The sequence below is a fragment of the Rhizobium sp. BK316 genome (genome assembly GCF_014193695.1).
Lineage (GTDB): Bacteria > Pseudomonadota > Alphaproteobacteria > Rhizobiales > Rhizobiaceae > Rhizobium.
Genome location: NZ_JACHZR010000001.1, coordinates 622,028 through 646,149 on the forward strand (window position 1 = coordinate 622,028; position 24,122 = coordinate 646,149).

At 61.1% G+C, this 24,122-nt stretch carries 20 protein-coding genes; 13 read left to right on the top strand and 7 right to left on the bottom strand.

What is annotated here, in order from left to right; genetic code table 11:
- Positions 1–51: 51 nt before the first annotated feature.
- The gene (locus FHT87_RS02740; RefSeq protein ID WP_183799289.1) at positions 52–957 is read right to left on the bottom strand and encodes a DMT family transporter; all 906 of its coding nucleotides are present in this window, start codon (positions 955–957) and stop codon (positions 52–54) included.
- A gap of 114 nt (positions 958–1,071) precedes the next feature.
- On the opposite strand from FHT87_RS02740, the gene FHT87_RS02745 reads away from it, so the two are divergent.
- Positions 1,072–1,947 carry a LysR substrate-binding domain-containing protein gene (locus FHT87_RS02745; RefSeq protein WP_183799291.1) on the top strand — a complete coding sequence of 292 codons (876 nt, stop codon included), beginning with the start codon at positions 1,072–1,074 and terminating at the stop codon, positions 1,945–1,947.
- Here FHT87_RS02745 and FHT87_RS02750 read toward each other — a convergent pair.
- Positions 1,922–2,971 carry a GlxA family transcriptional regulator gene (locus tag FHT87_RS02750; protein ID WP_183799294.1) on the bottom strand — a complete coding sequence of 350 codons (1,050 nt, stop codon included), beginning with the start codon at positions 2,969–2,971 and terminating at the stop codon, positions 1,922–1,924. The genes FHT87_RS02745 and FHT87_RS02750 overlap by 26 nt on opposite strands.
- A gap of 41 nt (positions 2,972–3,012) precedes the next feature.
- Between FHT87_RS02750 and FHT87_RS02755 the strand changes: the two genes are divergently transcribed.
- The 9 genes from FHT87_RS02755 (at position 3,013) to FHT87_RS02795 (ending at position 14,687) form a co-directional block, all read left to right on the top strand.
- Positions 3,013–3,915, top strand: coding sequence for a 3-keto-5-aminohexanoate cleavage protein (locus FHT87_RS02755; RefSeq protein ID WP_183725144.1), 903 nt, complete (start codon positions 3,013–3,015; stop codon positions 3,913–3,915).
- Between the two features lie 7 nt (positions 3,916–3,922).
- Positions 3,923–5,413: a carnitine 3-dehydrogenase gene (locus FHT87_RS02760; protein WP_183725147.1), complete on the top strand. Its 1,491-nt coding sequence runs from the start codon at positions 3,923–3,925 to the stop codon at positions 5,411–5,413.
- 10 nt (positions 5,414–5,423) lie between these two features.
- Positions 5,424–6,584 carry an acyl-CoA dehydrogenase family protein gene (locus tag FHT87_RS02765; protein ID WP_183727181.1) on the top strand — a complete coding sequence of 387 codons (1,161 nt, stop codon included), beginning with the start codon at positions 5,424–5,426 and terminating at the stop codon, positions 6,582–6,584.
- 3 nt (positions 6,585–6,587) lie between these two features.
- The gene (locus FHT87_RS02770; protein ID WP_183725149.1) at positions 6,588–8,642 is read left to right on the top strand and encodes an acetate--CoA ligase family protein; all 2,055 of its coding nucleotides are present in this window, start codon (positions 6,588–6,590) and stop codon (positions 8,640–8,642) included.
- Between the two features lie 6 nt (positions 8,643–8,648).
- Positions 8,649–9,431, top strand: a complete 783-nt coding sequence (locus FHT87_RS02775) for a carnitinyl-CoA dehydratase (protein WP_183725151.1) — start codon at positions 8,649–8,651, stop codon at positions 9,429–9,431.
- Between the two features lie 119 nt (positions 9,432–9,550).
- On the top strand, positions 9,551–11,140 hold the full coding sequence (locus FHT87_RS02780) for an ABC transporter substrate-binding protein (protein WP_183725153.1): 1,590 nt from the start codon (positions 9,551–9,553) through the stop codon (positions 11,138–11,140).
- A gap of 91 nt (positions 11,141–11,231) precedes the next feature.
- Positions 11,232–12,239: an ABC transporter permease gene (locus FHT87_RS02785; RefSeq protein WP_183725156.1), complete on the top strand. Its 1,008-nt coding sequence runs from the start codon at positions 11,232–11,234 to the stop codon at positions 12,237–12,239.
- Complete coding sequence (locus FHT87_RS02790) at positions 12,236–13,063, top strand: ABC transporter permease (RefSeq protein ID WP_183725158.1); 828 nt, start codon at positions 12,236–12,238, stop codon at positions 13,061–13,063. Before FHT87_RS02785 ends, FHT87_RS02790 begins: the two co-directional genes overlap by 4 nt.
- Positions 13,056–14,687, top strand: coding sequence for an ABC transporter ATP-binding protein (locus FHT87_RS02795; protein ID WP_183725160.1), 1,632 nt, complete (start codon positions 13,056–13,058; stop codon positions 14,685–14,687). Before FHT87_RS02790 ends, FHT87_RS02795 begins: the two co-directional genes overlap by 8 nt.
- 59 nt (positions 14,688–14,746) lie before the next feature.
- Here FHT87_RS02795 and FHT87_RS02800 read toward each other — a convergent pair whose 3' ends face one another.
- A complete protein-coding gene (locus tag FHT87_RS02800; protein WP_183725162.1) occupies positions 14,747–15,532 on the bottom strand; it encodes a helix-turn-helix transcriptional regulator in 786 nt (261 codons plus the stop codon).
- Positions 15,533–15,653: 121 nt separating this feature from the next.
- Here FHT87_RS02800 and FHT87_RS02805 point away from each other — a divergent pair, with 121 nt between their 5' ends.
- The gene (locus tag FHT87_RS02805; RefSeq protein WP_183725164.1) at positions 15,654–17,234 is read left to right on the top strand and encodes an ABC transporter substrate-binding protein; all 1,581 of its coding nucleotides are present in this window, start codon (positions 15,654–15,656) and stop codon (positions 17,232–17,234) included.
- A 21-nt stretch (positions 17,235–17,255) separates the two neighbouring features.
- A complete protein-coding gene (locus FHT87_RS02810) occupies positions 17,256–19,259 on the top strand; it encodes a CocE/NonD family hydrolase (RefSeq protein WP_183799297.1) in 2,004 nt (667 codons plus the stop codon).
- A 3-nt stretch (positions 19,260–19,262) separates the two neighbouring features.
- Here FHT87_RS02810 and FHT87_RS02815 read toward each other — a convergent pair whose 3' ends face one another.
- A complete protein-coding gene (locus FHT87_RS02815) occupies positions 19,263–20,177 on the bottom strand; it encodes an alpha/beta hydrolase (RefSeq protein ID WP_183725167.1) in 915 nt (304 codons plus the stop codon).
- Between the two features lie 414 nt (positions 20,178–20,591).
- Between FHT87_RS02815 and betC the strand changes: the two genes are divergently transcribed.
- Entirely contained in the window at positions 20,592–22,106 is a 1,515-nt protein-coding gene (gene betC, locus FHT87_RS02820; RefSeq protein WP_183725169.1) for a choline-sulfatase, read from the top strand.
- Positions 22,107–22,201: 95 nt separating this feature from the next.
- On the opposite strand, the gene FHT87_RS02825 is transcribed toward betC, so the two are convergent.
- The 3 genes from FHT87_RS02825 to FHT87_RS02835 all read right to left on the bottom strand — a co-directional run bounded on the left by FHT87_RS02825 (position 22,202) and on the right by FHT87_RS02835 (position 24,122).
- The gene (locus FHT87_RS02825; protein ID WP_246698014.1) at positions 22,202–22,465 is read right to left on the bottom strand and encodes a hypothetical protein; all 264 of its coding nucleotides are present in this window, start codon (positions 22,463–22,465) and stop codon (positions 22,202–22,204) included.
- Between the two features lie 51 nt (positions 22,466–22,516).
- Positions 22,517–22,981 carry a YbhB/YbcL family Raf kinase inhibitor-like protein gene (locus FHT87_RS02830; RefSeq protein ID WP_183725171.1) on the bottom strand — a complete coding sequence of 155 codons (465 nt, stop codon included), beginning with the start codon at positions 22,979–22,981 and terminating at the stop codon, positions 22,517–22,519.
- A 367-nt stretch (positions 22,982–23,348) separates the two neighbouring features.
- The gene (locus FHT87_RS02835; RefSeq protein ID WP_183725173.1) at positions 23,349–24,122 is read right to left on the bottom strand and encodes a thiazole synthase; all 774 of its coding nucleotides are present in this window, start codon (positions 24,120–24,122) and stop codon (positions 23,349–23,351) included.

Here is a 24,122-nt window from a genome sequence, read left to right on the forward strand (position 1 = left end):
CGGTATTCTGACCCATGGCGCCTGAAATGACGATCCGATCGGCGTCGCTTTCTAGCCGGCATGCGCCCGCCGGCTGCGGCTGAGATCGACGGCGGTATGCCAGAGAACGGCTGCGAAGATGATGGCGCCGCCGAAGAAGGTGGCGACAGGCGGTTGCTCGGAGAACAGAAGCCAGACCCAGAACGGGGTCAGCACGATCTCCATCGTCCCGATCAGCGCAGCTTCGGCCGGCGGCATTCGCCTGGCCCCGGCCAGGAAAAGCACAAGCGCCAGCGAAAAATTGGTCGCACCAAAAGCTGCAAGCACGATCCAGTTGTGAAGATCAAGCGAGCCGACCGAGCCGAATGGAGCGAAGATGACGAGCGTCAGGAAGGCGCTGACAACCGTCGGCGGCAGGCTCGGCACTTCAGGGTTGATGCGCGGGATAATGATGACGAGCGCGAAGGAGACCGTCATGCCAAGCGCTAAGAGGTCGCCGAGCCCGGTGCCACCGCCGATCGACGAGGCGACGATGACCACGACACCCAGAAGGGAAATGCCGCCGGCAATCAGCGTGCGCCGTCCGACGCCCTCTTTCAGGATGATCCAGCCGAACAGGGCGGCGATGAAGGGTGCGGTCGAATAGATCATCGTCACATTCGCGACGCTGGTCATATAGAGCGCCCCGATGAAGCAGCCCTGGCTGACGGTCTGGCAGACAATCATCGCCAGGCCGGACGGATGCAGGACGGAGCGCCACTGCTTTCGTGATATCCCGCCTTCGAGGAACAGGCAGGGGATCAGCAGGAATAACCCACCGAACAGCGAACGCCAGGCGATCGCCGTCCAGACGTCTGTCGTCAGGAGCCGCGAGTAAACGCCGCTGGCGCTCCAGGCAAGTGTCGCCCCGATGACGAGAAGGATGCCCTTCTCGCGCTCGCCGGCACCGAGGTGCCTGGCCGGATGGTCAATGGTCACGCAGGTTAGTCTCGAAGGAGGAAAAGTCGAACGCACTTCCTTTCTGCACCTGCAATTGACATCAGACAAACGAATAGTAGAGATGGATGGCATCGATTTTTTCTATGGCTGTCCATGCGCGAGCCCATCGAGAGTGATCTTCTCCGGACCTTCCTCGTCGTCGTCGAGACCACCAATTTTTCGGCGGCCGCACAGCGCGTCGGCAGAACGCAGTCTGCGATCAGTGCGGCGATCAAGAAGCTGGAAGACACGATCGGCGAAACATTGTTCGAACGCGGCGCCCGAGGGGTGGTGCTGACACGTCAGGGCGTCCAGCTCGTCCCCTATGCCCGCCGTGTCATCGATCTCCTGAGTGAGGCGGCGGCGACGATCCGCAGCAAGCCGCTCGACGGACCGGTTCGCATCGGCATTCCCGAGGAATATAGCCAGACTGTGCTGCCCGCAGCACTTGCAGCCTTCGCCGTGCGTCATCCGGCCGTCGAGGTCACGGTCTCCTGCGATTATACTGTCCGCAATATCGCCGCCCTCGAACGCGACGAGCTTGATCTCGCCGTCGTCTTCGACTGGAGCGATCAGATGAGTGGTGAAGTGCTCTGCATCGACCCGACCGTCTGGGTGACCTCGATCGTCCACCGGCTGCACGACATCGACCCGCTGCCGATCGCAACCTACAGAGACTCGAGCTGGTGTCGCGACTTTGCATTGAAGTCGCTGCACCAGCTCGGGCGCAACTACCGGGTCGCTTTCATTGCCGATACCAGCTCCGGACTGAAGAACGCCGTGACTGCCGGTCTTGCCGTCACCACGCTGTCGCGCAGCAACATCCCGCCCGGCTGCCGGGAACTGACGACCGAGGATGGTTTCCCGCCGGTCGATTCCTCAAGGGTCGTGCTTCGTCGCAACACCTTCCGGTCGAGCGAAGCGGTTCGCGAGCTTGCTGAGATGGTGCGCGACGCCTTCCAGCCTATGGCCGGGCTTCCGATGGCCTGACCGGACGCCGCAGCCGTCGCCGCGTTTCCGAGGGACTTTCGGAATAGCTTGCCCGATAGCTTCGCGCGAAGGCGGAGGCAGAATTGAAGCCCGTCGCCGCGGCAATGTCGGCGAAGGACGCCGTCGTCTCGATCACCTTGCGCCGCGCCGCGTTCAATCTGAGCGCAAGATAATGGATATGGGGCGGCGCGCCGATCGAGGCCTGGAAGAGATCCTGCAGGTGCCGGGCGCTGATCCCGACCCTGCGGGCAAGACGCGTCAGCACGATCGGCTGCTCGATATTGTCCTCCATCAGCCGTACGGCGTGGGCAACCCGCGGATCGTCCATGCGCAAGCCTGCCGACAGCGCCTCGTCGGCATGAAAGGCTGGCTGCTCGTAGCGGAACAGCCGGCTGACCTCGAGCGCCAGCGAATAGCTCTGGCGCCGCCGGATGATCTCCAGCATCAGGTCCACGGTGGGCAGCGAGCCTGATGTCGTCACCCGCTTGCCGTCGATGACGAACCGGTCCTTGACCGCGGACACCTGCGGATAGGCAACCACGAAATCCTCGTAATCCTCCCAATGCACGGTCGCCGACAGGCCGTCGAGCAGGCTTGCTTCGGCAAGCAGCCAGGTGCCGGATTCGATGCCGGCGATCATCGTCCGGTGGCGTGCCGCCTGCGATAGCTGCATCTTCAGGCCCGGCGTTGCGCTTTGCCGCCAGTTGTAGCTCGCCAGCACGAAGAGCGGCGTATCCGATGCCGTCACCTGGAACGTTCCCTGCGCCGGTATGGCAATGTGGCTGGTTGTCGGTACAGCTTCGCCGTCAGGCGTGAAGATGTGCCAGCGGTAGAGCTCGCTGCCGGAAATGCGGTTTGCTCCGCGCAGCGGTTCGATGACGGAGGCAATGAGAATGAGATTGGTATCCGGCAGGACAAGAAGATCGATGTCGAGCCGTTCGGTCGATCGCTGCAGCAAACTCCCCTCCCCGGTGTTCCGATAATGTATCGATCGATTCCGAAAATGCAAAGCATCCTCGCTCATCCTGGCGCGTAATGGCCTCAAGACGAGGGAGAACAACAAACATGCCTCTTGCGATGAACCGCGATGTCTTCATCACTTGTGCCGTCACCGGTGCCGGCGATACGGTTTCGAAATCCAGCCACGTTCCCATTACTCCCAAGCAGATCGCGGCCTCCGCGATCGATGCCGCCAAGGCTGGGGCGGCAGTCGTTCACTGCCATGTCCGTGATCCGGAAACCGGCGCCGCAAGCCGCCGCAACGACCTTTATAGGGAGGTCACGGACCGCATCCGTTCGGCCGACGTCGATGTGGTGCTGAACCTGACGGCCGGCATGGGCGGAGATCTGATCTTCGGCGATGTCGAAAGTCCCCTTCCCTTGAAGACCGCGGGAACGGATATGGCGGGAGCAACCGAGCGCGTCAGCCATGTCGCCGAATGCCTGCCGGAAATCTGCACGCTCGACTGCGGCACGATGAACTTCAATCTCGGCGATTACGTCATGACCAACACGCCCGCCATGCTGCGGGCAATGGCCAAGAAGATGACCGATCTCGGTGTGCGCCCCGAGATCGAGGCGTTCGACACCGGCCATCTTTGGTTTGCCAAGCAGCTCGCCGAAGAAGGCCTGATCCAAGATCCGGTGCTGATCCAGCTCTGCATGGGCATTCCCTGGGGTGCTCCAGACGATCTCAATACCTTCATGGCCATGGTCAACAACGTGCCCGATAGCTGGACCTTCTCGGCCTTTTCGATCGGTCGCAACGCCATGGCCTATCCGGCTGCCGCGGTTCTGGCGGGCGGCAATGTCCGCGTTGGCCTCGAGGATAATCTCTATATCGGCAAGGGCGCTCTCGCCACCAATGCGCAGCTCGTCGAAAAGGCCGCGCAGGTGGTCGAAGGCATGGGTGCCAGGATCATCGGTCCTGAGGACGTCCGCAAGAAACTGAATCTGACGAAGCGCTGAGGACGAAATGACAGGGATTACCAAAGCGGCCTGTATCGGCGGCGGCGTCATCGGCGGCGGATGGATTGCACGTTTTCTGCTTGCCGGCATCGACGTGAGCGTCTTCGATCCGCATCCGGAAGCAAGCCGCATCGTCGGCGAGATCCTTGCCAATGCGGAAAAAGCCTATGCCATGCTGACCGGCGCACCGCTGCCGCCACGTGGCCGGCTGACCTTCGAAACGTCCCTGCAAGAGGCCGTCTCCGGTGCCGACTGGATCCAGGAAAGCGTGCCGGAACGGCTCGACCTGAAGCGTCGCGTGTTGACGGAGATCGATGCTGCGGCACGACCGGATGCCCTGATCGGTTCATCCACTTCCGGCCTGCTGCCGAGCGACCTGCAGCGTGACATGCGGCATCCCGAGCGTCTCTTCGTCGCCCATCCCTATAATCCCGTCTACCTGCTGCCGCTGGTGGAGATTGTCGGTGGCGAGAAGACATCAAAAGCCACCATCGAGGCAGCGATGGAACGTCTGATCCCGATCGGCATGAAGGGCGTTCATATCGCCAAGGAGATCGAGGCCTTCGTCGGCGACCGACTGCTCGAAGCGCTGTGGCGCGAGGCGCTCTGGCTCATCCATGACGATATCTGCACCGTCGAGACGCTCGATAACGTCATCCGCTATTCTTTCGGACTGCGCTGGGCGCAGATGGGCCTGTTCCAGACCTATCGCATCGCCGGCGGCGAGGCCGGTATGCGCCATTTCCTCGCCCAGTTCGGCCCCTGCCTTGCCTGGCCCTGGACGAAGCTCACCGACGTCGTCGACCTCGATGAGGCGCTGATCGAAAAGATCGGAAAACAGTCGGACGAACAGGCCGCCGGCCTTTCGATCCGCGCACTGGAGCGCATCCGCGACGAAAATCTCGTCGGCATCCTGCAGGCGTTGAAGGGCGGAAACGACGGCAAGGGCTGGGGCGCCGGCCAGTTGCTGAAGGATTTCGAACGGTCCCTCTGGGCCGCAGGCGGCGGGAAAACCACTGCTGCTGATCCTGCAGGCCCTCTCAAGCTCGTCGAGACGAAGGTGAGCCCAGCCTGGGTCGACTATAACGGCCATATGACAGAGCATCGCTACCTACAGGTCTTCGGCGATACGTCCGATGCGCTTCTGCGGCTGATCGGGGTCGATCTTGCCTATGTCGAGGCAGGGCGGAGCTACTATACGGTCGAGACCCATATCCGCCATCTTGGCGAAGCAAAACTCGGGCAGGCGATCCATTCGACCTGCCAGATCCTCGCAGTCGATGAGAAGCGGCTGCACCTCTTCCATACCGTCTGCGACACCGAGAGCGGCACGGTGCTCGCCACTGCCGAGCAGATGCTGCTGCATGTCGATACCGAGGCCGGCAAGGCGACCTTGGCGCCAGCCGCAGTCCTCGACAAGGCAAATCTGATCGCCGCGGCCCATGCAAAACTGCCTCCCCCCGATGGGGTCGGCCGCCATGTCGGCCAGAAACGATAGGGAGATCGCTATGGATTTCGGCCTCAGCGAAGAACAGGAAATGATCGTCGAGACGGTCCGCGACTTCGTCGAAACCGAAATCTATCCGCATGAGAACGACGTCGAGCGCACCGGCGTCGTCCCGCCGGATCTCGCGGCTGAGATCCGGCGCAAATGCATCGACCTCGGCTTCTACGCCTGCAATTTCCCCGAAGAGGCCGGCGGCGCCGGCCTCGATCATGTCACCTTCACGCTGGTCGAGCGCGAGCTTGGCCGCGGCTCCATGGCGCTGACGGTCTTTTTTGGCCGTCCCTCCGGCATCCTGATGGCCTGCGAGGGCGAACAGCGCGAACGCTATTTGCTTCCGGCGGTCCGCGGTGAAAAGATTGACGCGCTGGCGATCACCGAGCCCGATGCCGGCTCCGACATGCGCGGCATGAAATGCACCGCTCGCAACGACGGCGGCGATTTCGTCCTCAATGGTACCAAGCATTTCATCTCGCATGCCGATGTCGCCGATTTCATCATCGTCTTTGCCGCAACCGGCGAAGAGGAAACGCCAAGGGGTCTCAAGAAGAAGATCACGGCGTTTCTGATCGATCGCGGCACGCCGGGCTTTGAAATCCTCAAGGGCTACGATTCCGTCTCCCACCGCGGCTATCACAATTGCACCTTAAGCTTTGCCGATTGCCGGATTCCGGCCTCCCAAGTGCTGGGCGAGGTGCATCGCGGTTTCGAACTCGCCAATCACTGGCTCTACGGCACGCGGCTGACGGTCGCCGCCACCTGCGTCGGCCGGGCGCGGCGCGTCTTCGACATGGCCTTGTCCTATGCCGCCGAGCGCAAGCAGTTCGGCAGGCCGATCGGCGCCAATCAAGGCGTCTCCTTCAAGCTTGCCGACATGATCACGGAGATCGACGCAGCCGACTGGCTGACGCTTTCGGCGGCATGGCGCCTGGATGCCGGCCTGACTTCCGATCGCGAAATCGCGTCTGCCAAGCTCTACGCCTCTGAAATGCTTGCCCGCGTCACCGATGAGGCGATCCAGATCTATGGCGGCATGGGCCTGATGGACGACCTGCCGCTTTCCCGCTTCTGGCGGGACGCGCGTGTCGAACGTATCTGGGACGGCACGTCGGAGATCCAGCGCCACATCATCAGCCGCGATCTCCTGCGGCCTCTGGGAGCGTAGCCGATGACAGCACGCGCGCTCGACCGCCTGTTCAGACCGCAAACGATCGCCGTCTTCGGCGGTCGTGAAGCGCGCCGTGTGATCGAGCAGTGCGACCGGATGGGGTTTGCGGGCGAGCTCTGGCCCGTTCACCCGACGCTCGACGAGGTCCTCGGGCGACGCTGCTACAGAAGCGTTTCCGAACTGCCGTCGCCGCCAGACGCGGCCTTCGTCGGGGTCAACCGGACATTGACCGTCGAGATCGTGCGCAGCCTGTCGGCGGCTGGTGGTGGCGGTGCGGTCTGTTATGCCTCGGGCTTCAGCGAGGCCGTCGCGGAATTAGCCGATGGCAACAAGCTGCAACAGGCGCTGATTGCCGCCGCAGGCGACATGCCGATCCTCGGGCCGAACTGCTACGGCTTCATCAACGGCCTCGACGGCGCGCTGCTCTGGCCCGATCAGCACGGCATGAGGCGCGTCGAACGCGGCGTGGCGATCCTGACCCAATCGTCGAATATAGCGCTCAACCTGACCATGCAGACACGCGGCCTGCCGATCGCCTATGTCGTGACGTCGGGCAACCAGGCGCAAACCTCGCTCTGCGATATCGCCTGCGGCCTGCTTTCCGATCCGCGCGTGACGGCGCTTGGCCTGCATGTCGAAGGCTTTGGAGACAAAGCCGCGCTCGAGCGCCTTGCCGCCACAGCCCGCCTGACGAAAAAGCCCGTTATTATCTTGAAAGTCGGCAAATCCGAACAGGCGAGACAGGCAACGCTCTCCCATACCGCATCCCTTGCCGGCGGCGATGCCGTGGCCGATGCGGTGCTTGCCCGCCTCGGCCTTGGCCGCGTCGAAACGCTGCCGGCTTTGCTCGAAGCGCTGAAACTCCTGCATGTCGCAGGCCCGCTGCAAGGTGCCGCGATCTCCTCCATGAGCTGCTCGGGTGGCGAAGCCTCGCTGATGTCGGATGCTGCCATCGGACGCGCCATCACGTTCCGAGACCTTGAACCAAAGCAACTGCCGCGCCTGAGAGGCATCCTCGGCAACATGGTGACGATCTCCAATCCGCTCGATTACCACACGTTCGTGTGGGGCGATCTTGCGCGTCAGACAGAGGCCTTCACCGCCATGTTCGAAGGTAGCTACGACCTCAATCTCGTCGTCCTCGATTTTCCCCGCGCCGATCGATGCGAGGCGGCAGATTGGGTGACGACGGCTGACGCGGTCACCGCTGCGGCGTCTGCAACAGGCGCGCTTGCGGGGATCCTGGCGACTCTCCCCGAAAACATGCCGGAGGCTGTCGCCGACCGTCTGATCGCCGACGGCGTCGTCCCCTTCTGCGGTATTGATGAAACCCTGATTGCCGCAGAAATCGCAGCCGGCATCGGTGATACCTGGCGCAAGCCGCCTTCCCTGCCGCTTCTCAATGTGGCGTCTGTCGAAGGCGCAATCGAAACGCTGACGGAGGCCGATGCAAAGACCGAACTCGACCTCGCCGGCCTCCGGATCCCCAAAGGCCGGGTTGCAGGCTCGCCGCTTCAGGCGGCAGATTGTGCCGAGCGGCTCGGCTTTCCTGTTGCCCTGAAAGCTCTCGGCGTCGCGCATAAGACCGAAGCAGGCGCCGTCGCACTCAACCTGAAGGATACCAAGGCCGTATCGGATGCCGCATCAAAGATGACTGCGACACGCGGTTTTCTGGTCGAGCAGATGGTCGACCGGCCCGTCGCCGAGCTGATCGTCGGCGCCTCCCGCGACCCGGTCTTCGGATTATCGCTAACGCTTGGCGCTGGCGGAATTTTCGTCGAATTGCTGGAGGATTCCGTCATCTTGCCGTTGCCGACAACGAGATCGGAAATTTCCGAGGCAATTTTACGCCTGAAGATCGCAAAATTGATCGAAGGGTATCGCGGGCGCCCGAAAGGAGACCTCGAAGCGACCGTAACGGCTGTCGCACGGGCGGCAGATTATGTCGTAATGAATGCGGCACGGCTGGAGGAACTGGACATTAATCCATTGATGGTTCTTCCCGAAGGTCACGGCGTGGCCGCAGTCGATGCCCTGATCCGGCGGAGGAGGTAGCATAGGTTGAGCGACGCCATTCGCACCCGACAGGTTGGCACAGTGCTGGAAGTCATCATCGACCGGCCGAAGGCGAATGCCATCGACCTTGCCACCAGCCGCGACATGGGACTGATCTTCCGCGATTTCCGCGACGATCCAGCGCTCCGCGTGGCAATCATCTCCGGCGCAGGCGAGAAATTCTTCTGTGCCGGATGGGACCTGAAGGCCGCCGCGGCAGGCGACGCGGTCGACGGAGATTATGGTGTTGGCGGTTTCGGCGGGCTGCAGGAGTTACGGGATCTCAACAAGCCTGTCATCTGCGCTGTCAACGGCATCTGTTGCGGAGGCGGCCTGGAGATCGCGCTCTCCGCCGACCTGATCCTCGCCGCCGAGCACGCGACCTTCGCACTTCCGGAAATCCGCTCCGGCACGGTTGCCGATGCTGCCTCGGTGAAGCTGCCGAAGCGCATCCCCTATCATATCGCCATGGACATGCTTTTGACCGGCCGCTGGCTTGACGTCCAGGAGGCGCATCGCTGGGGCTTCGTCAATGAGATATTGCCAGCAGACAAGCTGATGGACCGGACCTGGGATCTCGCCCGCCTGCTCGAAAGCGGACCGCCGCTCGTCTATGCGGCAATCAAGGAAATCGTCCGTGAATCGGAGGGTTCGACCTTCCAGACTGCCATGAACAAAATCACCAAACGGCAGTTTGCAACGGTGGACCGGCTTTATTCGAGCGAGGACCAATTGGAAGGCGCACGGGCTTTTGCCGAAAAACGAAGCCCTAACTGGAAAGGACGGTAATAAGGCGGCAACCGCATCATCTTCCCGCAAGCGTGCGGGCACCTCGGACGGAAGAGGAAACCGTTTGGGGATCATGCCCAAAAAATCGAAGTCAACGCACCATAAGAAGGAGAAGGGGAATGAACGACTATACGAAATATCTCGCAAGCCGGGTGACCGCCGGTGGCCTCAGCCGCCGCGAATTCCTGGGACGCGCCATGGCAGCCGGCCTGACGCTTGCCGTTGCCGACAAGCTCTTTACCGAAAGTGCCGAGGCCGCCGAACCGAAGCGCGGCGGTCATCTGAAGCTTGGCCTGGAGGGCGGGGCAGCAACCGACTCGAAGGACCCGGCGAAATTCCTGTCGCAATTCATGTTCTGCGTCGGCCGCTGCTGGGGCGACATGCTGGTTGAATCCGACCCGCTGACGGGCGCCGCCGTACCGGCGCTTGCCGAATCCTGGGAGCCGTCGAAGGATGCTGCAACCTGGACCTTCAAGATCCGCAAGGGCGTCAAGTTCCACAATGGCAAGGAACTGACGATCGATGACGTGGTTGCGACCCTCAAGCGTCATACCGACAAGGCGTCGGAATCCGGCGCGCTCGGCGTTCTCGGCTCGATCAAGGAAATCAAGGCGGACGGCGGCAACCTCGTGCTGACGCTTTCGGAAGGCAATGCCGATATGCCACTGCTGTTGACCGACTATCATCTGGTCATTCAGCCAAATGGCGGTGTCGACGATCCGCTCGCCTCGATCGGCACAGGCCCCTATAAGCTGACGAACTTCGAGGCAGGCGTGCGCGCCACCTTCGAGAAGAACAAGGACGACTGGCGCACCGACCGCGGTTATGTCGATTCCATCGAAATCATCGGCATGAACGATGCCACGGCGCGCATCGCCGCGCTCTCGTCCGGCCAGGTGCATTACATCAACCGTGTCGATCCGAAGACCGTCAACCTCCTGAAGCGTGCTCCGAATGTCGAGATCCTTTCGACCGCCGGACGCGGCCACTATGTCTTCATCATGCATTGCGACAAGGCGCCGTTCGATAATAACGACCTGCGCCTGGCGCTCAAATACGCCATGGACCGCGAGACCATGGTGGAGAAGATCCTCGGCGGTTACGGCAAGGTCGGCAACGACTTTCCGATCAACAGTACCTACGCGCTTTTCCCCGAGGGCATCGAGCAGCGCGTCTACGATCCCGACAAGGCGGCCTTCCACTACAAGAAATCGGGCCATAGCGGCTCGGTCCTTCTGCGCACGTCCGAAGTCGCTTTCCCCGGCGGTGTCGACGCGGCCGTCCTCTATCAGGAAAGCTGCAAGAAGGCCGGCATCGACATAGAGGTCAAGCGTGAGCCGGGCGACGGTTACTGGACCAACGTCTGGAACGTCCAGCCCTTCTCGACCTCCTATTGGGGCGGCCGCCCGACGCAGGACCAGATGTATTCCACCGCCTATCTCTCGACGGCCGACTGGAACGACACCAAGTTCAAGCGCCCTGACTTCGACAAGCTGTTGCTTCAGGCCCGCTCCGAACTTGATGAAGCCAAGCGCAAGGACATGTATCGCGCCATGGCGATGATGGTCCGCGACGAGGGTGGCGTCATTTTGCCGATGTTCAACGACTTCGTGAACGCCTCCACCAAGCAGGTGAAGGGCTACGTCCACGACATCGGCAACGACATGTCGAACGGCTACGTCGCGACCCGCGTCTGGCTGGAAGCCTGACGCCGGGCGCCTGCCCTCCGATCTCCAGGCAAGCCGGGACCGTGGGACAAAACCCGCGGTCCTCCTGACGTTTCAGCGCGAGGCCTTCATCATGTCCAGTCCAACCTCCGGCAATATCCTGCCCGGCCTCAGGTTCCGGCAGCGTTTTCCGCTGCTTGCCCTTATTCTCGAACGCTTCGTGCTCAGCATCATCCTGCTTTTTGCCGTCTCCGTCCTCATTTTCGGCGGCCTGGAAGCCCTTCCCGGCGATTTTGCCACGACCTATCTCGGCCAGTCGGCAACGCCGCAGGCGGTTGCCAATATCCGCAAGGATCTCCGGCTCGACCGACCGGTGACGACGCGATATGTCGAGTGGCTCGGCAATGCCGTGCAAGGCGATTTCGGCACATCCTGGGCCAGCAAGAACTCCGTCAGCGAGCAGATCGGCAAGCGGCTCGGCAATTCGCTGTTTCTGGCGGGCTTTGCAGCACTGATCTCCGTGCCGCTTGCCGTCGGGCTTGGCATGGTTTCGGTGCATTTTCGGGGCCGCCTGCCCGACAAGATCATCAACATCATTTCGCTGGCGGCGATTTCGTTGCCGGAATTCTTCATCGGCTACCTGCTGATCATGTTTTTTGCGGTGAAGTTCGGCGTCGCCACCTTTCCCGCAACCGTCTATGAGAGCATGGGCTTTGCAGACCGTCTGAAGGCAATCGCACTACCGACGGCGACCCTCGTGCTCGTCGTGCTGGCCCACATGATGCGCATGACACGCGCCGCAATCCTCTCGGTCATGTCGTCGGCCTATATGGAGACGGCCGAGCTGAAGGGCCTTTCTGCGTTCCGCTCGATCGTCAAGCATGCCGCACCGAACGCGCTTGCGCCGATCATCAACGTCGTGGCGCTGAACCTCGCCTATCTGGTGGTCGGCGTGGTCGTCGTCGAGGTGGTCTTCGTCTATCCCGGCATGGGCCAGTACATGGTCGATGCCGTGACGGTACGAGACATGCCGGTGGTGCAGGCCTGCGGCCTGATCTTTGCCGCCGTCTATATCTTCCTCAACATGCTGGCCGACATTCTCGCCATCATTGCCAACCCCCGGCTGAGGCATCCAAGATGAGATTGAGAGACATCCCCATCACCGCCTGGATCGGCATGATCGGCATCGCCGTCGCCTTCATCTTCGCGCTTTTTGCACCTTTGATTGCTCCCTACGGGGAGACCGAGGTCGTCGGCAGCGTCTGGCAGATGCCGGACGCGCAATATGTCTTCGGCCTCGACAATCTCGGCCGCGACATTCTCTCCCGGCTGATCTACGGCGCGCGCACGACGCTTTTCGTGGCGCTTGCCGCAACGGTCATCTCCTTTTCGCTCGGCGTCATCTTGAGCTTCATGGCGGCCGTCTCTCGCGGGCTGATCGACATGGTCTTCTCGCGCTTCAACGACCTGATGATGTCGATCCCGACGCTGATTTTCGCGCTCGTGGTTCTGGCAGTCCTGCCACAGAACATCATCGTCCTGATCCTCGTCATGGCGATCCTCGATTCCACCCGCGTCTATCGTCTCGGCCGCGCCGTGGCGCTCGATGTCGCTGTGATGGAATTCGTCGAGGCGGCCAAACTTCGCGGCGAAGGAAAACTCTGGATCATCTTCCGGGAGATCTTGCCGAACACGCTGACGCCGCTGCTCGCCGAGTTCGGCCTGCGGTTTGCCTTTTCGATCCTCTTCCTCTCGACGCTCTCCTTCCTCGGCCTCGGCATCCAGCCGCCATCGGCTGATTGGGGCGGCATGGTCAAGGACAACAAGGACGGCATCATCTTCGGCATTTCGGCAGCGCTCGTGCCGGGTAGCGCGATCGCCATCCTCGCCGTCTGCGTCAACCTGGTCGTCGACTGGCTTTTGAAACGAACCTCGAGCCTCAAGGGAGGGCGTGGCGATGCCTGATCTTCTTTCCGTCCGCAATCTCAAGATCGAAGCCACCAGCTATCCGCCAGGTGAAGCGCCGAAACGCGTGACCATCGTCGACGGCGTTTCCTTTGATTTGCAGAAAGGCCGGGTGCTCGGCCTGATCGGCGAATCCGGTGCCGGCAAGTCGACGATCGGGCTCTCGACACTTGCCTATGGTCGAGGCGGCGCCGAGATCACCGGCGGAGAGGTGCTGCTCGATGGCGACAATATTCTTGGCCTTGGCAGGAGTGGCATCAGGCATATCCGCGGCGCCCGCGTCTGCTACGTCGCACAGTCGGCCGCGGCCGCCTTCAATCCTGCCCACCGGCTCGGCGACCAGGTGATTGAGGCTTCCGTCAAACACGGGCTCATGAGCAAACAGGAGGCGAAAAAGCGAGCGCTCTACCTCTTTCAAGTGCTTGGTCTTCCCCATCCCGAAAGTTTTGGCGAACGTTTCCCCCATCAGGTTTCCGGCGGCCAGCTGCAGCGCGCCATGACGGCCATGGCGCTCTGCTCCAACCCCGAACTGATCGTCTTCGACGAACCGACGACGGCACTTGACGTCACCACCCAGATCGACGTGCTGGCCGCAATCAAGCATGCGATCGAGGAAACCCATACGGCCGCTCTCTACATCACTCATGATCTCGCCGTCGTTGCCCAAATCTCCGACGACATCATGGTGCTGCGCCACGGAAAGACAGTGGAATACGGCAGTGTCCAGCGGATCATCGAAAAACCACGGGAGGATTATACCCGCGCGCTCGTCAACGTCCGGCAGACGCTGAGGGACGAAGCCGCCGATCAGTCCGATGCGCTGCTGAAGTTCGAAAATATCAGCGCGGAATATTCCAATGGCTTCAAGGTGTTGAACGATGTCAGCCTGCATGTACCGAAGGGACAGACATTGGCGATCGTCGGTGAATCGGGCTCGGGAAAATCGACGCTCGCCCGCGTCGTCACCGGGCTCCTGTCACCCACGTCAGGGACGATCTCTTTTGCCGGCAAGCCATTGACGCCCGACGTCCGACACAGGCCACGCGACGACCTGCGCCGCATCCAGCTCATCTACCAGATGGCTGACACGGCGATGAACCCGCGTCAGACCGTGCGTGACATCATCGGTCGGCCGCTGACCTTCTACTACGGCCTCAGGGGAGCTGCGAAGACGGACCGCGTGAAGGAATTGCTCGACCAGATCGAGATGGGCAACGGCTTCCTGAACCGCTACCCGGCCGAACTCTCCGGCGGCCAGAAGCAGCGCGTCGCCATCGCCCGCGCGCTCGCGGCCAAGCCGGAACTCATACTTTGCGACGAGCCGACGTCGGCACTCGACCCGCTGGTTGCCGAAGGCATTCTGAAACTACTGCTGAAGCTGCAGGAAGAAGAACATCTCTCCTACGTCTTCATCACCCATGACATCGCTATCGTGCGCGCCATCGCCGACAGCGTCGCGGTGATGCATCGCGGCAAGCTCGTCCGCTTCGGTCCCAAATCCCAAGCGCTATCGCCGCCCTTCGACGATTACACCGACCTGCTGCTGAAATCCGTACCCGAGATGGAGATCGGCTGGCTGGAACGGGTACTGACGACGCGGAAGATGGCAAGCGCTGGAAATTGAAGGCTCGAAATTTTCCGGCATTCATCCGGATCTGATGGCGTCGTCGCAAATCGGTGTCTTCAATACTCTGTCGGCACCGCATACACTTCCGCGGAAGGATCTGCGAGGAATGAGCGCACCGTTGGTGGCAGCTGGCGTGAAGACAGCGGCAGTGGTCCGCAGCGCGACAGAAGCTCGCGCAGGTCGGGCTCGGCGCCGATATGCCGCCAGATCATTCGCGATGCATAGGGGAGATTTTCCCTTCGCCAGGAAACTCCCATTGTCGTTCCACGCAGATAGACGCGCTGGTACTCGTCGAAGGGCAGGAGGATCGTCTGTGACAATATCGGATTCGGGCCGACGACCCGCTCCGTAATGAAGATCCGGTTTCGATAGAAGGCCGCAAGGCCGACATATTTCGAAAACTGCTGGATGCCGTTTCCAGGGTCCCGCAGACGCTCCATTGATTTGACATGCACAAGCCCACCCTTCTCCACAATGCGGCTGCACGAACAGACAACCATTCCCGGCCAGGACGGTGAGCGATGATAGGTCTGGAAATAGCCGATATGGCGCCGGAGCGCGGTCAGATCTCCTGGGAACGCCTTTAACAGTTCGGAACTTTGATTGAGATCTAGAGTCGGTTTGCGAAGCCGCTCGCGAAAGAGCCTGGGAGCGAGACCAAAGTCGGCTGCGTCGAGATCGAAATACTTAGCTATGCGCGTGAGATTATGGGCAGACGGCCTCGTCTGGCCGTTGATATATCGATTGAATTGCTGCCTGTTAATATCGATCGCGCGGCACAGATGCGAAATGGAACGCTGCGTGGCACAGGCAATCTTGAGGTTCTCGACCAGGTGAGGCATCGGCGGCTCCGACTTAATCATAGTAGCGTAAACTCGCTCAAAAATGCGTCAAGTCGCGAAATTGCGTGAAGCAGCCTGACCTCTACGTTCCTTTCTAATAGAGTTGAAAAAGGGGACTGCAATGACACGTGAAAAGGATCAATCCGCACCTCTGAGTATAGGCCGCCGTCACTTCCTGGGCGGTGCCGTCGCGCTGGGCGCTTTGCCTGCCCTCACCTCCGGCCTCCTGATGCCGCACGATGCCCGCGCGCAGGAAGCAAAGCGCGGTGGTCATCTGAAACTCGGCCTCAAGGGTGGCGCCACCAGTGATACGCTCGACCCTGCGACCTATAGCGCCTCCGTGTTGTTCGTCATTGGCCGTCTCTGGGGCGACACACTTGTCGAATCCGACCCCAAGACCGGTGCGCCCTTGCCGTCGTTGGCGACGTCCTGGACGCCATCGGCGGACGCATCCGTCTGGACTTTCAAGATCAGGAACGATGTGCAGTTTCACGACGGCAGCAAGATGACCGTGGCCGACATCGTCGCGACACTGAAGCGACATGCGGACAAGAATTCACAGTCGGGTGCTCTGGGACTCATGGCCTCGATCACCGGTATTGAAGAAAAAGCGGGCGACCTTGTCTTGACGCTTTCGGAAGGCAATGCAGACCTGCCTTTGCTTTTGACCGACTACCACCTGATCATCCAGGCGAAGGGCGGCCTCGAGAAGCCTGCGGCGGCCATCGGTACAGGTCCTTACATTCTGAAAAGCTTCGAACCGGGCGTTCGCGCAACCTTCGAGAAGAACCCTGGGGATTGGCGCTCCGACCGCGGCTTTGTCGACAGCGTCGAAATCCTCGTCATCAACGACAACACGGCCCGCGTTGCCGCACTTGCCTCCGGCCAGGTCCATTTCGTCAACAATGTCGACCCCAAAACCGTCCCGATGCTGGAGCGAGCACCGACCGTCGACATCCTCCGGAATGCAGGCAAGGGCTTCTATTGTTTCCTGATGCATTGCGACACGGCTCCCTTCGACAACGCAGATCTTCGGCTTGCGCTGAAATATGCCATCGATCGTCAGGCGATCCTCGACAAGGTTCTGGGCGGCTACGGAACGATCGGCGACGACTATCCGGTCAATTCCAATTACGCCCTCGCCCCGACCGATATCGAGCAGCGCCCTTATGATCCGGACAAGGCCGCCTTCCACTTCAAGAAATCGGGGCTCGACCGCTCCATTCAGCTGCTCACGTCAGACGCAGCCTTTCCGGGCGCCGTGGATGCGGCGATCCTGTTCCAGCAAAGCGCGGGCAAGGCCGGCATCACGATCGACGTCAAGCGCGAACCGGAAGACGGCTACTGGACCAATGTCTGGAACAAGCAGCCCTTCTGCGCCTCGTTCTGGGGCGGTCGTCCGACCCAGGATTCGCGCTATTCCACCTCCTACCTGTCGACCGCAGAATGGAACGACACGCGTTTCAAGCGCCCTGACTTCGACAAATTGGTTCTGCAAGCAAGGTCTGAACTCGATGAGGCCAAGCGCAAAGTGCTTTATCGGCAATTGGCGCTTATGGTGCGAGACGATGGCGGTCTGATCCTACCCGTCTTCAACGACTACATCATGGCCTCTTCGAAAATGCTGAAGGGATATGTCGACGATATCGGCAACGATATGTCCAACGGCTACATCGGCAGCCGTGTGTGGCTTAATGCCTGAAGCTCTTCTGGATATATGACCATGTCAGACCGCAGCTTCACGACCATCGAAAATCAGTGGATCACCTTGAAGGACGGCACGCGGCTCGCCGCACGCATCTGGATGCCCGACGGCGCGGAGAGCGACCCGGTGCCGGCGGTCTTCGAATTCCTGCCCTACCGCAAGCGCGATGGAACCAGCCTGCGCGACGAATCCACCTATCCGGTCTTTGCGGCAGCCGGCATTGCCGGCGTGCGTGTCGACATCAGAGGCTCCGGCGAATCCAGCGGCATTATCGATGGCGAATATACCGAGCTTGAGCTTGCCAATGCTTGCGAGCTGATCGCCTGGATCGCAGCACAGCCCTGGTCGAACGGGTCGGTCGGCATGATGGGTATTTCCTGGGGCGGCTTCAACTGCCTGCAGGTCGCAGCCTTGAAGCCCCCGGCGCTGAAGGCAGTGATTTCAATCGCTTCCACGGTCGACCGCTATAATGACGATATCCACTACAAGAACGGCTGCCATCTCTCTGCCCAGCTTTCCTGGGCGGCGACCATGCTTGCCTACCAATCGCGCTCCCCCGATCCGGCCATTGTCGGCGACGAATGGCGCGATATGTGGCGGCAGCGCCTGGAGCAGGAACCCTTCTTCATGGAAGAATGGCTGGAGCATCAGCGCCGTGACGATTTCTGGCGGCATGGGTCGATCTGCGAAGATTTCGCGGGCTTTGATATCCCCGCCATCGTCATCGCTGGCTGGGCGGATGGCTATCGCAACACGCCGTTGCTGGCCGTCGAGGGTCTCGGCGAGAAGGCGAAGGCGTTGATCGGTCCATGGATCCACAAGTATCCGCATTTCGCCTGGCCGAAGCCGCGGGTCGATTTTCATGGCGAAGCCATCGCCTGGTGGAACCGATGGCTGCGCGGCGAGCGCAACGGCGCGGAGACCATGCCATCCTTACGTGCCTATATTCTCGATGCCATAAAGCCCGCCACGCGCCGCGATTTCGACCCCGGTTTCTGGATCGCCCAGCGTATTTGGCAGCAGCCGGACATGCAGTGCTTCTATGTCGAGCAGTTCGGTGCCTTGATGGAAGGCATGCCGATCCCACATGCGCCGGAACATCCTGTTTATCTGCGCTCGCCGCTCGATACGGGCACGGCCTCGGGCGAATGGTTCACCTTGAAGCCGGATGCGGAACTGGCGATCGATCAGCGCCTCGATGACGCCGGATCGTTGATCTTCCAGACCGCGCCGCTGGTAGAGGACCATGATTATCTCGGACGCCCGGCCCTCACATTGACGTTGAGATGCGACGCCGAAACCGCCAATCTCTGCGCAAGGCTCGTCGATGTCCATCCAGACGGCACGGCAACGCGCGTCTCCTTTGGTCTGCTCAACCTCGCTCATCGCAATGGCAATGCTGCACCGGAGCCGCTGAATAAGGGGGAACTGACAACTATTACCATCACGCTCGATGCCTGCGGCTACCGTTTCCGCAAGGGGCACCGTATCCGCCTGTCGCTATCAACGGCCTATTGGCCGATGGTGCTGCCCCCGCCGGAAGATCCGGGGCTGACAATCGACATCGCCTCCATCGGTCTAGCTTTGCCCAAGCTCGGCGCGCATGAGATCATCGACATCAAGCAGCCCGACAATCCCGATCCCCTACCGAAATATATCGAACACGCACCCGCCTCCACAAAACGGCAGGTGGTGCGCGATCTCTCGGCCGGCGTCACGCGCTATGAAATTCATGAGGATACTGGCCTTTTCGAGCATCCCGGCACCGGTCTTTCCACCCGGCAACTACGCGAGGAAACCTGGTCGATCGCGCCGAACGATCCGCTATCAATGACGGGCACCTCGACCTGGACTTGCGACATGCAGCGTCCTGGTTGGTCAGTGACGACGGTTGCGACAGCATCGATCCGTTGCACGGCAACACACTGGATCATCGCCGCCTCAGTCGTTGCCCATGAAGGCGGAATAAAGATTTTTGAGAAGGATTTCGGCGACACGGCAATCGCCCGCGATCTGATGTAGCCGTCAGCGCGACGCGAAGAGCCGCACCGCCTCGCATACCGCCTTGAAGCCTGCCTGGGCACCTTCGCTCATGTGGCGCGCGCGCAGCCACGCATGCACCATCTGCGGTTCCTCCCGGAACCAGACTTCCACGCCGGCCTCCGCAAGCCGGGCAGCGTAGGCTCGTCCATCGTCTCGCAGCGGATCGAACCGCGCAACCGTGATGAAGGCAGGTGCAAGCCCTTCGACCGATACCGCGTGAAGCGGCGCGGCGACAGGATGGCGCAGCGGTGCCTGCAGAACGCGGCGATAATAGGCGACTTCAGCCGTGGTCAGGCCCGGTGCATTTGCCATTTCAACATAGGAACCCTTCTGCAGGTCTCCACCCAGCGCCGGATAGACGAGGACCTGGCCGGCGATACCAGGCAGGGCCTCCTCCAGCGCCCTGATGGCGAGTCCCGCCGCCAGATTGGCGCCGGCGCTGTCGCCTATGATGACGACCTTGCCACCGGTGGACGACAGCAGATGCTTCAAGACGAGGAAGCAATCCTCGCTCTGCGCCGGCCAGCGGTACTCGGGCGCCAGCCGGTAATCGACGGAAACGAGTTCGGCGCCGGCGAAATCGGCGATTTCAGCACAGATCGAGTGATGGCTTTCGAGCGAGCCGACAACAAAGCCTCCGCCGTGCAGATAGAGGAGAACGGTTGATGTGGTTATTGTCCTTGGCCGATACCGGCGGATTGGTATCCGCAGCACCATGCCATCAGCATAGACCATCCCCTGCGGCAGAGCATGGTCGAACCGCGCGCAGAGTGCGTCATACCATTGGCGTTGCTGCTCGATCGATGCCTCGACTGCGTCAGGCGGATAAAAGCCTTCGCAGACATCAAGGAACTCCAGAATGCTCTCTTCGGTGGGCATCGGTCGGTCGATCGACATGAAGATCCTTCCGCGTGCTCGCAAGATACTGCCGAGGTGGCGACAAGCCAGCCGATACCGCATCATGCACGCGCTGCTCCGCGACGCCTGTCTTGCTGCGACCCCCGGTGTCGCCGGCAAGTCCGCCCCTGGAAAACAGGCATGAGCGAGCGCCCGGAACAACGGATGTCGGCAAGGCGATAGCGTGCAATCATCAAGCTGGTTATCGTGAGGTGATAACTGCGACCCACGCCGCCGAGAGGATCAGTCATGCGACGACCAGTGCCGCTTGTGAAGAGGATAATGGATCTGATCGGCGCTCGCCGAGCCAGACCAGCCCCCGTCGGCGGCATCCGATTCCCTCAGACGAACTGGTGGCGGACGCATCCGTAGATCACCTCCCCCACCCCCGAACTTGAGCAGCGTCGATATATCATGGCCCGTCCCAATATTCTCATCATCATGGTCGACCAACTGAACGGCACGCTGTTTCCGGACGGCCCGGCCGATTTCCTGCATGCGCCGCATCTCAGGGCACTCGCTGCCCGTTCGGTCCGCTTCGCCAATAGCTACACGGCGAGCCCCCTCTGTGCTCCAGCGCGTGCATCCTTCATGTCGGGCCAGTTGCCGAGCCGGACGCGAGTCTATGACAATGCGGCCGAATTTGCCTCCGACATTCCGACCTATGCGCATCATCTCCGGTCTGCTGGCTATCACACCAGCCTGTCGGGCAAGATGCATTTCGTCGGACCCGACCAGCTGCACGGTTTCGAAGAGCGTCTGACGACGGATATCTATCCGGCCGATTTCGGCTGGACTCCCGACTATCGCAAGCCCGGTGAACGGATCGACTGGTGGTATCACAATCTCGGATCGGTAACCGGCGCCGGCATCGCGGAAATCACCAACCAGCTCGAATATGACGACGAGGTCGCCTATAACGCAACCCGCAAGCTCTATGACCTGTCGCGCCGTCAAGACGAGCGTCCCTGGTGCCTGACCGTCAGTTTCACCCATCCGCACGATCCCTATGTCGCCAGGCGCAAATTCTGGGATCTCTACGAGGATTGCCCGGCCCTTGATCCGACTGTTCCGGCCCTGTCGTTCGAGGAGATGGACGCGCATTCGAGGCGCTTGCTGGAAGCCTGCGACTACAAGGCTTTCGACATCACCGCCGAGCAGATCCGCAGGGCAAGACGCGGCTATTTCGCCAATATCTCCTACATCGACGAGAAGGTCGGAGAGATCCTTGACGTACTGGAGCGCACACGGATGGGCGAAGACACCGCCATCCTGTTCGTGTCCGACCACGGCGACATGCTGGGCGAACGCGGTCTCTGGTTCAAGATGTGCTTCTTCGACGGTTCCGCGCGCGTGCCACTGATGATATCGGCACCGGGCTGGCAGCCTGGCCTGATCGATCAGCCGGTCTCCACTCTTGATGTCACTCCGACGCTTGCCGGCCTTGCCGGGCTTGATATTTCTGCGATTGCCCACTGGACGGATGGCGAGGATCTGGCCCAACTCCTGGGCGGCAGCAAGGCACATGGTCCGGTCCTGATGGAATATGCCGCTGAAGGATCGATTGCACCGCTTGTGGCTATCCGCGCCGACCGTTTCAAATTGACGGTCTGCGAAAAGGATCCACCTTTGCTGTTTGATCTTCGGGCCGATCCCCACGAACTCTCCAATCTCGCAGGTGATCCAGCCCATGCGGAAACGCTGGACGCCCTGCTTTCTCAAGTCCATCTCCGTTGGAACCTGTCAGGCTTTGATGCGCAGATCCGCGAAAGTCAGGCCCGTCGGTGGGTCGTCTATCCCGCATTGCGGCAGGGGTCCTACTATCCGTGGGACTATCAGCCACTGCAGAAAGCCGCCGAGCGATATATGCGCAATCATATGGATCTGAACGTCTTGGAGGAGAACCAGCGATTTCCTCGCGGCGAATGACGGGCAGGAGGAATAATCGCGACACCCGGACACTGGCCCTTCGCCCCGGGCGATTTCGGCCCGACTTCGCTCCGGCGGTCGAAACTGGCGCAGTTCTAGCGCAATGCACCCCATCGTGCGTCCCATTCTACCCCCTCGGATAGTTCGATGAGGATCTCACTGGCCCCGTGCAGGTGGCTGCGGGCGATTTGAAGCGCGGCTGCCGGTTCCATCTCCTCGCCGGGAAAAACACTGTAGTCCCTACCCCGGCCAGTCACTTTGCGCACGAAGCCGCGGATCTCGTCACCGGAATGATAGAGCTTGATGACCATGTCGCCCGGCTTTTCCAGACCTTTTTGAAAGCGCCGATAAATAGCCAATATATCCTCCTGCGCACGGCCGTCAGCCGAGCAAGGTGAGCCAGCGGCCGGTTACGTTTGTTCAAACGTGCCGGTCAGTGAGGTTTCAGCGATCGTATGTTTCCGTGCCTCTCGCCACATCGCCTGGATGCCGGCCGAGGCCGGAATTGACAGAGCGGGGACGTCGAGTGCCGCCAGCCTGAAGTGATAGTGATGGACGCCGTGGCCTTTGGGTGGCTGTGGGCCGTCATAGCGGCCATTGCCGAAATCATTGTCGCAAAAACGCGGCCCTCCATTCGGTGCCATATTGCTGTTTTCCGGTAACGCGTTGCGATCGCCCGGTATATTGAAGACGCCCCAATGACGGAAGGTTCCATTTGGCGCATCGGGATCTTCAACGATAAGCGCAAAGCTGCGTGTCTCATCCGGCGCTCCGGCCCATTCAAGGCGCGGTGCTATGTTTTCGCCAAGCCGTGTGTGCTTGTTTGGAATTGTGGATCCGTCCGTGAATGCGGAACTCGTGAGTGTGAACGACATGAAGACCTCCTTCGGCCGTCAGGACCGGCAAATGCCTTCACCGGTCCACAATCTGAGGATTGTTTCAAACATGCAGGTCCAACATGGATCGGGCGCCAAAGTTCCAGCCTTGGCCACGTTTGACCGGCGCATGTGGAACCTTTTCCGGCAGCTGTGGTTCGAATTGTAAGAGGCATACCCTTACCAACGACATGAAAGGGAAAGTGGTGCGCGGGGGTCCGCATTCGTCTCTCCGGCGGTCCCGAGATCCTGAAAATCGAGACGTGACGACGAACAGCGTCTCAAGCGTATCACTCGCACCGGTGCGGACGCGTTAGCCTTTCGATCCAGGCGGCGCTGTCGACGATCAGATAGAAGGGATCGAGCTTCACGCGAATACTGCCTTTCCAATCACGGGTGTCGACGGAACCGCCATGTCGCGCGGCTCCAGCATGCCGGCGCCGAATGCCTGTCGGCCGGCCTCAATTGCCCCAGCGAAGGCTTCCGCCATTGCCGCGGGGTCACCCGCGCCGGCAACCGCGGTGTTGAGAAGGACCGCATCGAAACCCAGCTCCATCACGGTCGTTGCATGCGACGGACGGCCGATGCCTGCGTCGACGATCAGCGGCACGTCGGGAAAATGTGCGCGCATGGATCGAAGGGCCGTAAGATTGAGCGGCCCTGAAGCGGTGCCGATCGGGGCGCACCAGGGCATCAGCACCTTGCATCCTGCTTCCAGGAGGCGCTCCGCCACTATCAGATCGTCGGTCGTATAGGGAAAGACCTCAAAGCCGTCAGCGGCGAGAATGCGCGCCGCCTCCACAAGGGCGAAGACATCCGGCTGCAGCGTATCGTGATTGCCGGTCACCTCCAGCTTGATCCAATTGGTCTGAAACACCTCGCGCGCCATCTTGGCCGTCAGCACGGCCTCGGATACACCGTGGCAGCCGGCCGTGTTGGGAAGAACGCGGACACCAAGCGCCCGGATCATATCGAAAAATGCGCCGCCATTGCGCCCGCCGGCCATTTCGCGCCGTAGCGACACGGTGACGATCTCCGTCCTGGACCGCTTGACAGCCTCGGCCAGGATGTCTGGCGAGGGGTAACGCGCTGTTCCGAGCAGGAGGCGCGACCCGAGCTGGGTTCCGTAGAGATCAAGCAT

What these genes read in the sequence shown, in the direction of transcription:
- FHT87_RS02745 (WP_183799291.1), top strand. Translation starts at nt 1,072, where the DNA reads ATGCGCGAGCCCATCGAGAGTGATCTTCTCCGGACCTTCCTCGTCGTC.
- FHT87_RS02750 (WP_183799294.1), bottom strand. Translation starts at nt 2,971, where the DNA reads ATGAGCGAGGATGCTTTGCATTTTCGGAATCGATCGATACATTATCGG.
- FHT87_RS02755 (WP_183725144.1), top strand. Translation starts at nt 3,013, where the DNA reads ATGCCTCTTGCGATGAACCGCGATGTCTTCATCACTTGTGCCGTCACC.
- FHT87_RS02760 (WP_183725147.1), top strand. Translation starts at nt 3,923, where the DNA reads ATGACAGGGATTACCAAAGCGGCCTGTATCGGCGGCGGCGTCATCGGC.
- FHT87_RS02765 (WP_183727181.1), top strand. Translation starts at nt 5,424, where the DNA reads ATGGATTTCGGCCTCAGCGAAGAACAGGAAATGATCGTCGAGACGGTC.
- FHT87_RS02770 (WP_183725149.1), top strand. Translation starts at nt 6,588, where the DNA reads ATGACAGCACGCGCGCTCGACCGCCTGTTCAGACCGCAAACGATCGCC.
- FHT87_RS02780 (WP_183725153.1), top strand. Translation starts at nt 9,551, where the DNA reads ATGAACGACTATACGAAATATCTCGCAAGCCGGGTGACCGCCGGTGGC.
- FHT87_RS02785 (WP_183725156.1), top strand. Translation starts at nt 11,232, where the DNA reads ATGTCCAGTCCAACCTCCGGCAATATCCTGCCCGGCCTCAGGTTCCGG.
- FHT87_RS02790 (WP_183725158.1), top strand. Translation starts at nt 12,236, where the DNA reads ATGAGATTGAGAGACATCCCCATCACCGCCTGGATCGGCATGATCGGC.
- FHT87_RS02795 (WP_183725160.1), top strand. Translation starts at nt 13,056, where the DNA reads ATGCCTGATCTTCTTTCCGTCCGCAATCTCAAGATCGAAGCCACCAGC.
- FHT87_RS02800 (WP_183725162.1), bottom strand. Translation starts at nt 15,532, where the DNA reads ATGCCTCACCTGGTCGAGAACCTCAAGATTGCCTGTGCCACGCAGCGT.
- FHT87_RS02805 (WP_183725164.1), top strand. Translation starts at nt 15,654, where the DNA reads ATGACACGTGAAAAGGATCAATCCGCACCTCTGAGTATAGGCCGCCGT.
- FHT87_RS02810 (WP_183799297.1), top strand. Translation starts at nt 17,256, where the DNA reads ATGTCAGACCGCAGCTTCACGACCATCGAAAATCAGTGGATCACCTTG.
- FHT87_RS02815 (WP_183725167.1), bottom strand. Translation starts at nt 20,177, where the DNA reads ATGTCGATCGACCGACCGATGCCCACCGAAGAGAGCATTCTGGAGTTC.
- betC (WP_183725169.1), top strand. Translation starts at nt 20,592, where the DNA reads ATGGCCCGTCCCAATATTCTCATCATCATGGTCGACCAACTGAACGGC.
- FHT87_RS02830 (WP_183725171.1), bottom strand. Translation starts at nt 22,981, where the DNA reads ATGTCGTTCACACTCACGAGTTCCGCATTCACGGACGGATCCACAATT.
- FHT87_RS02835 (WP_183725173.1), bottom strand. Translation starts at nt 24,122, where the DNA reads ATGCTTGATCTCTACGGAACCCAGCTCGGGTCGCGCCTCCTGCTCGGA.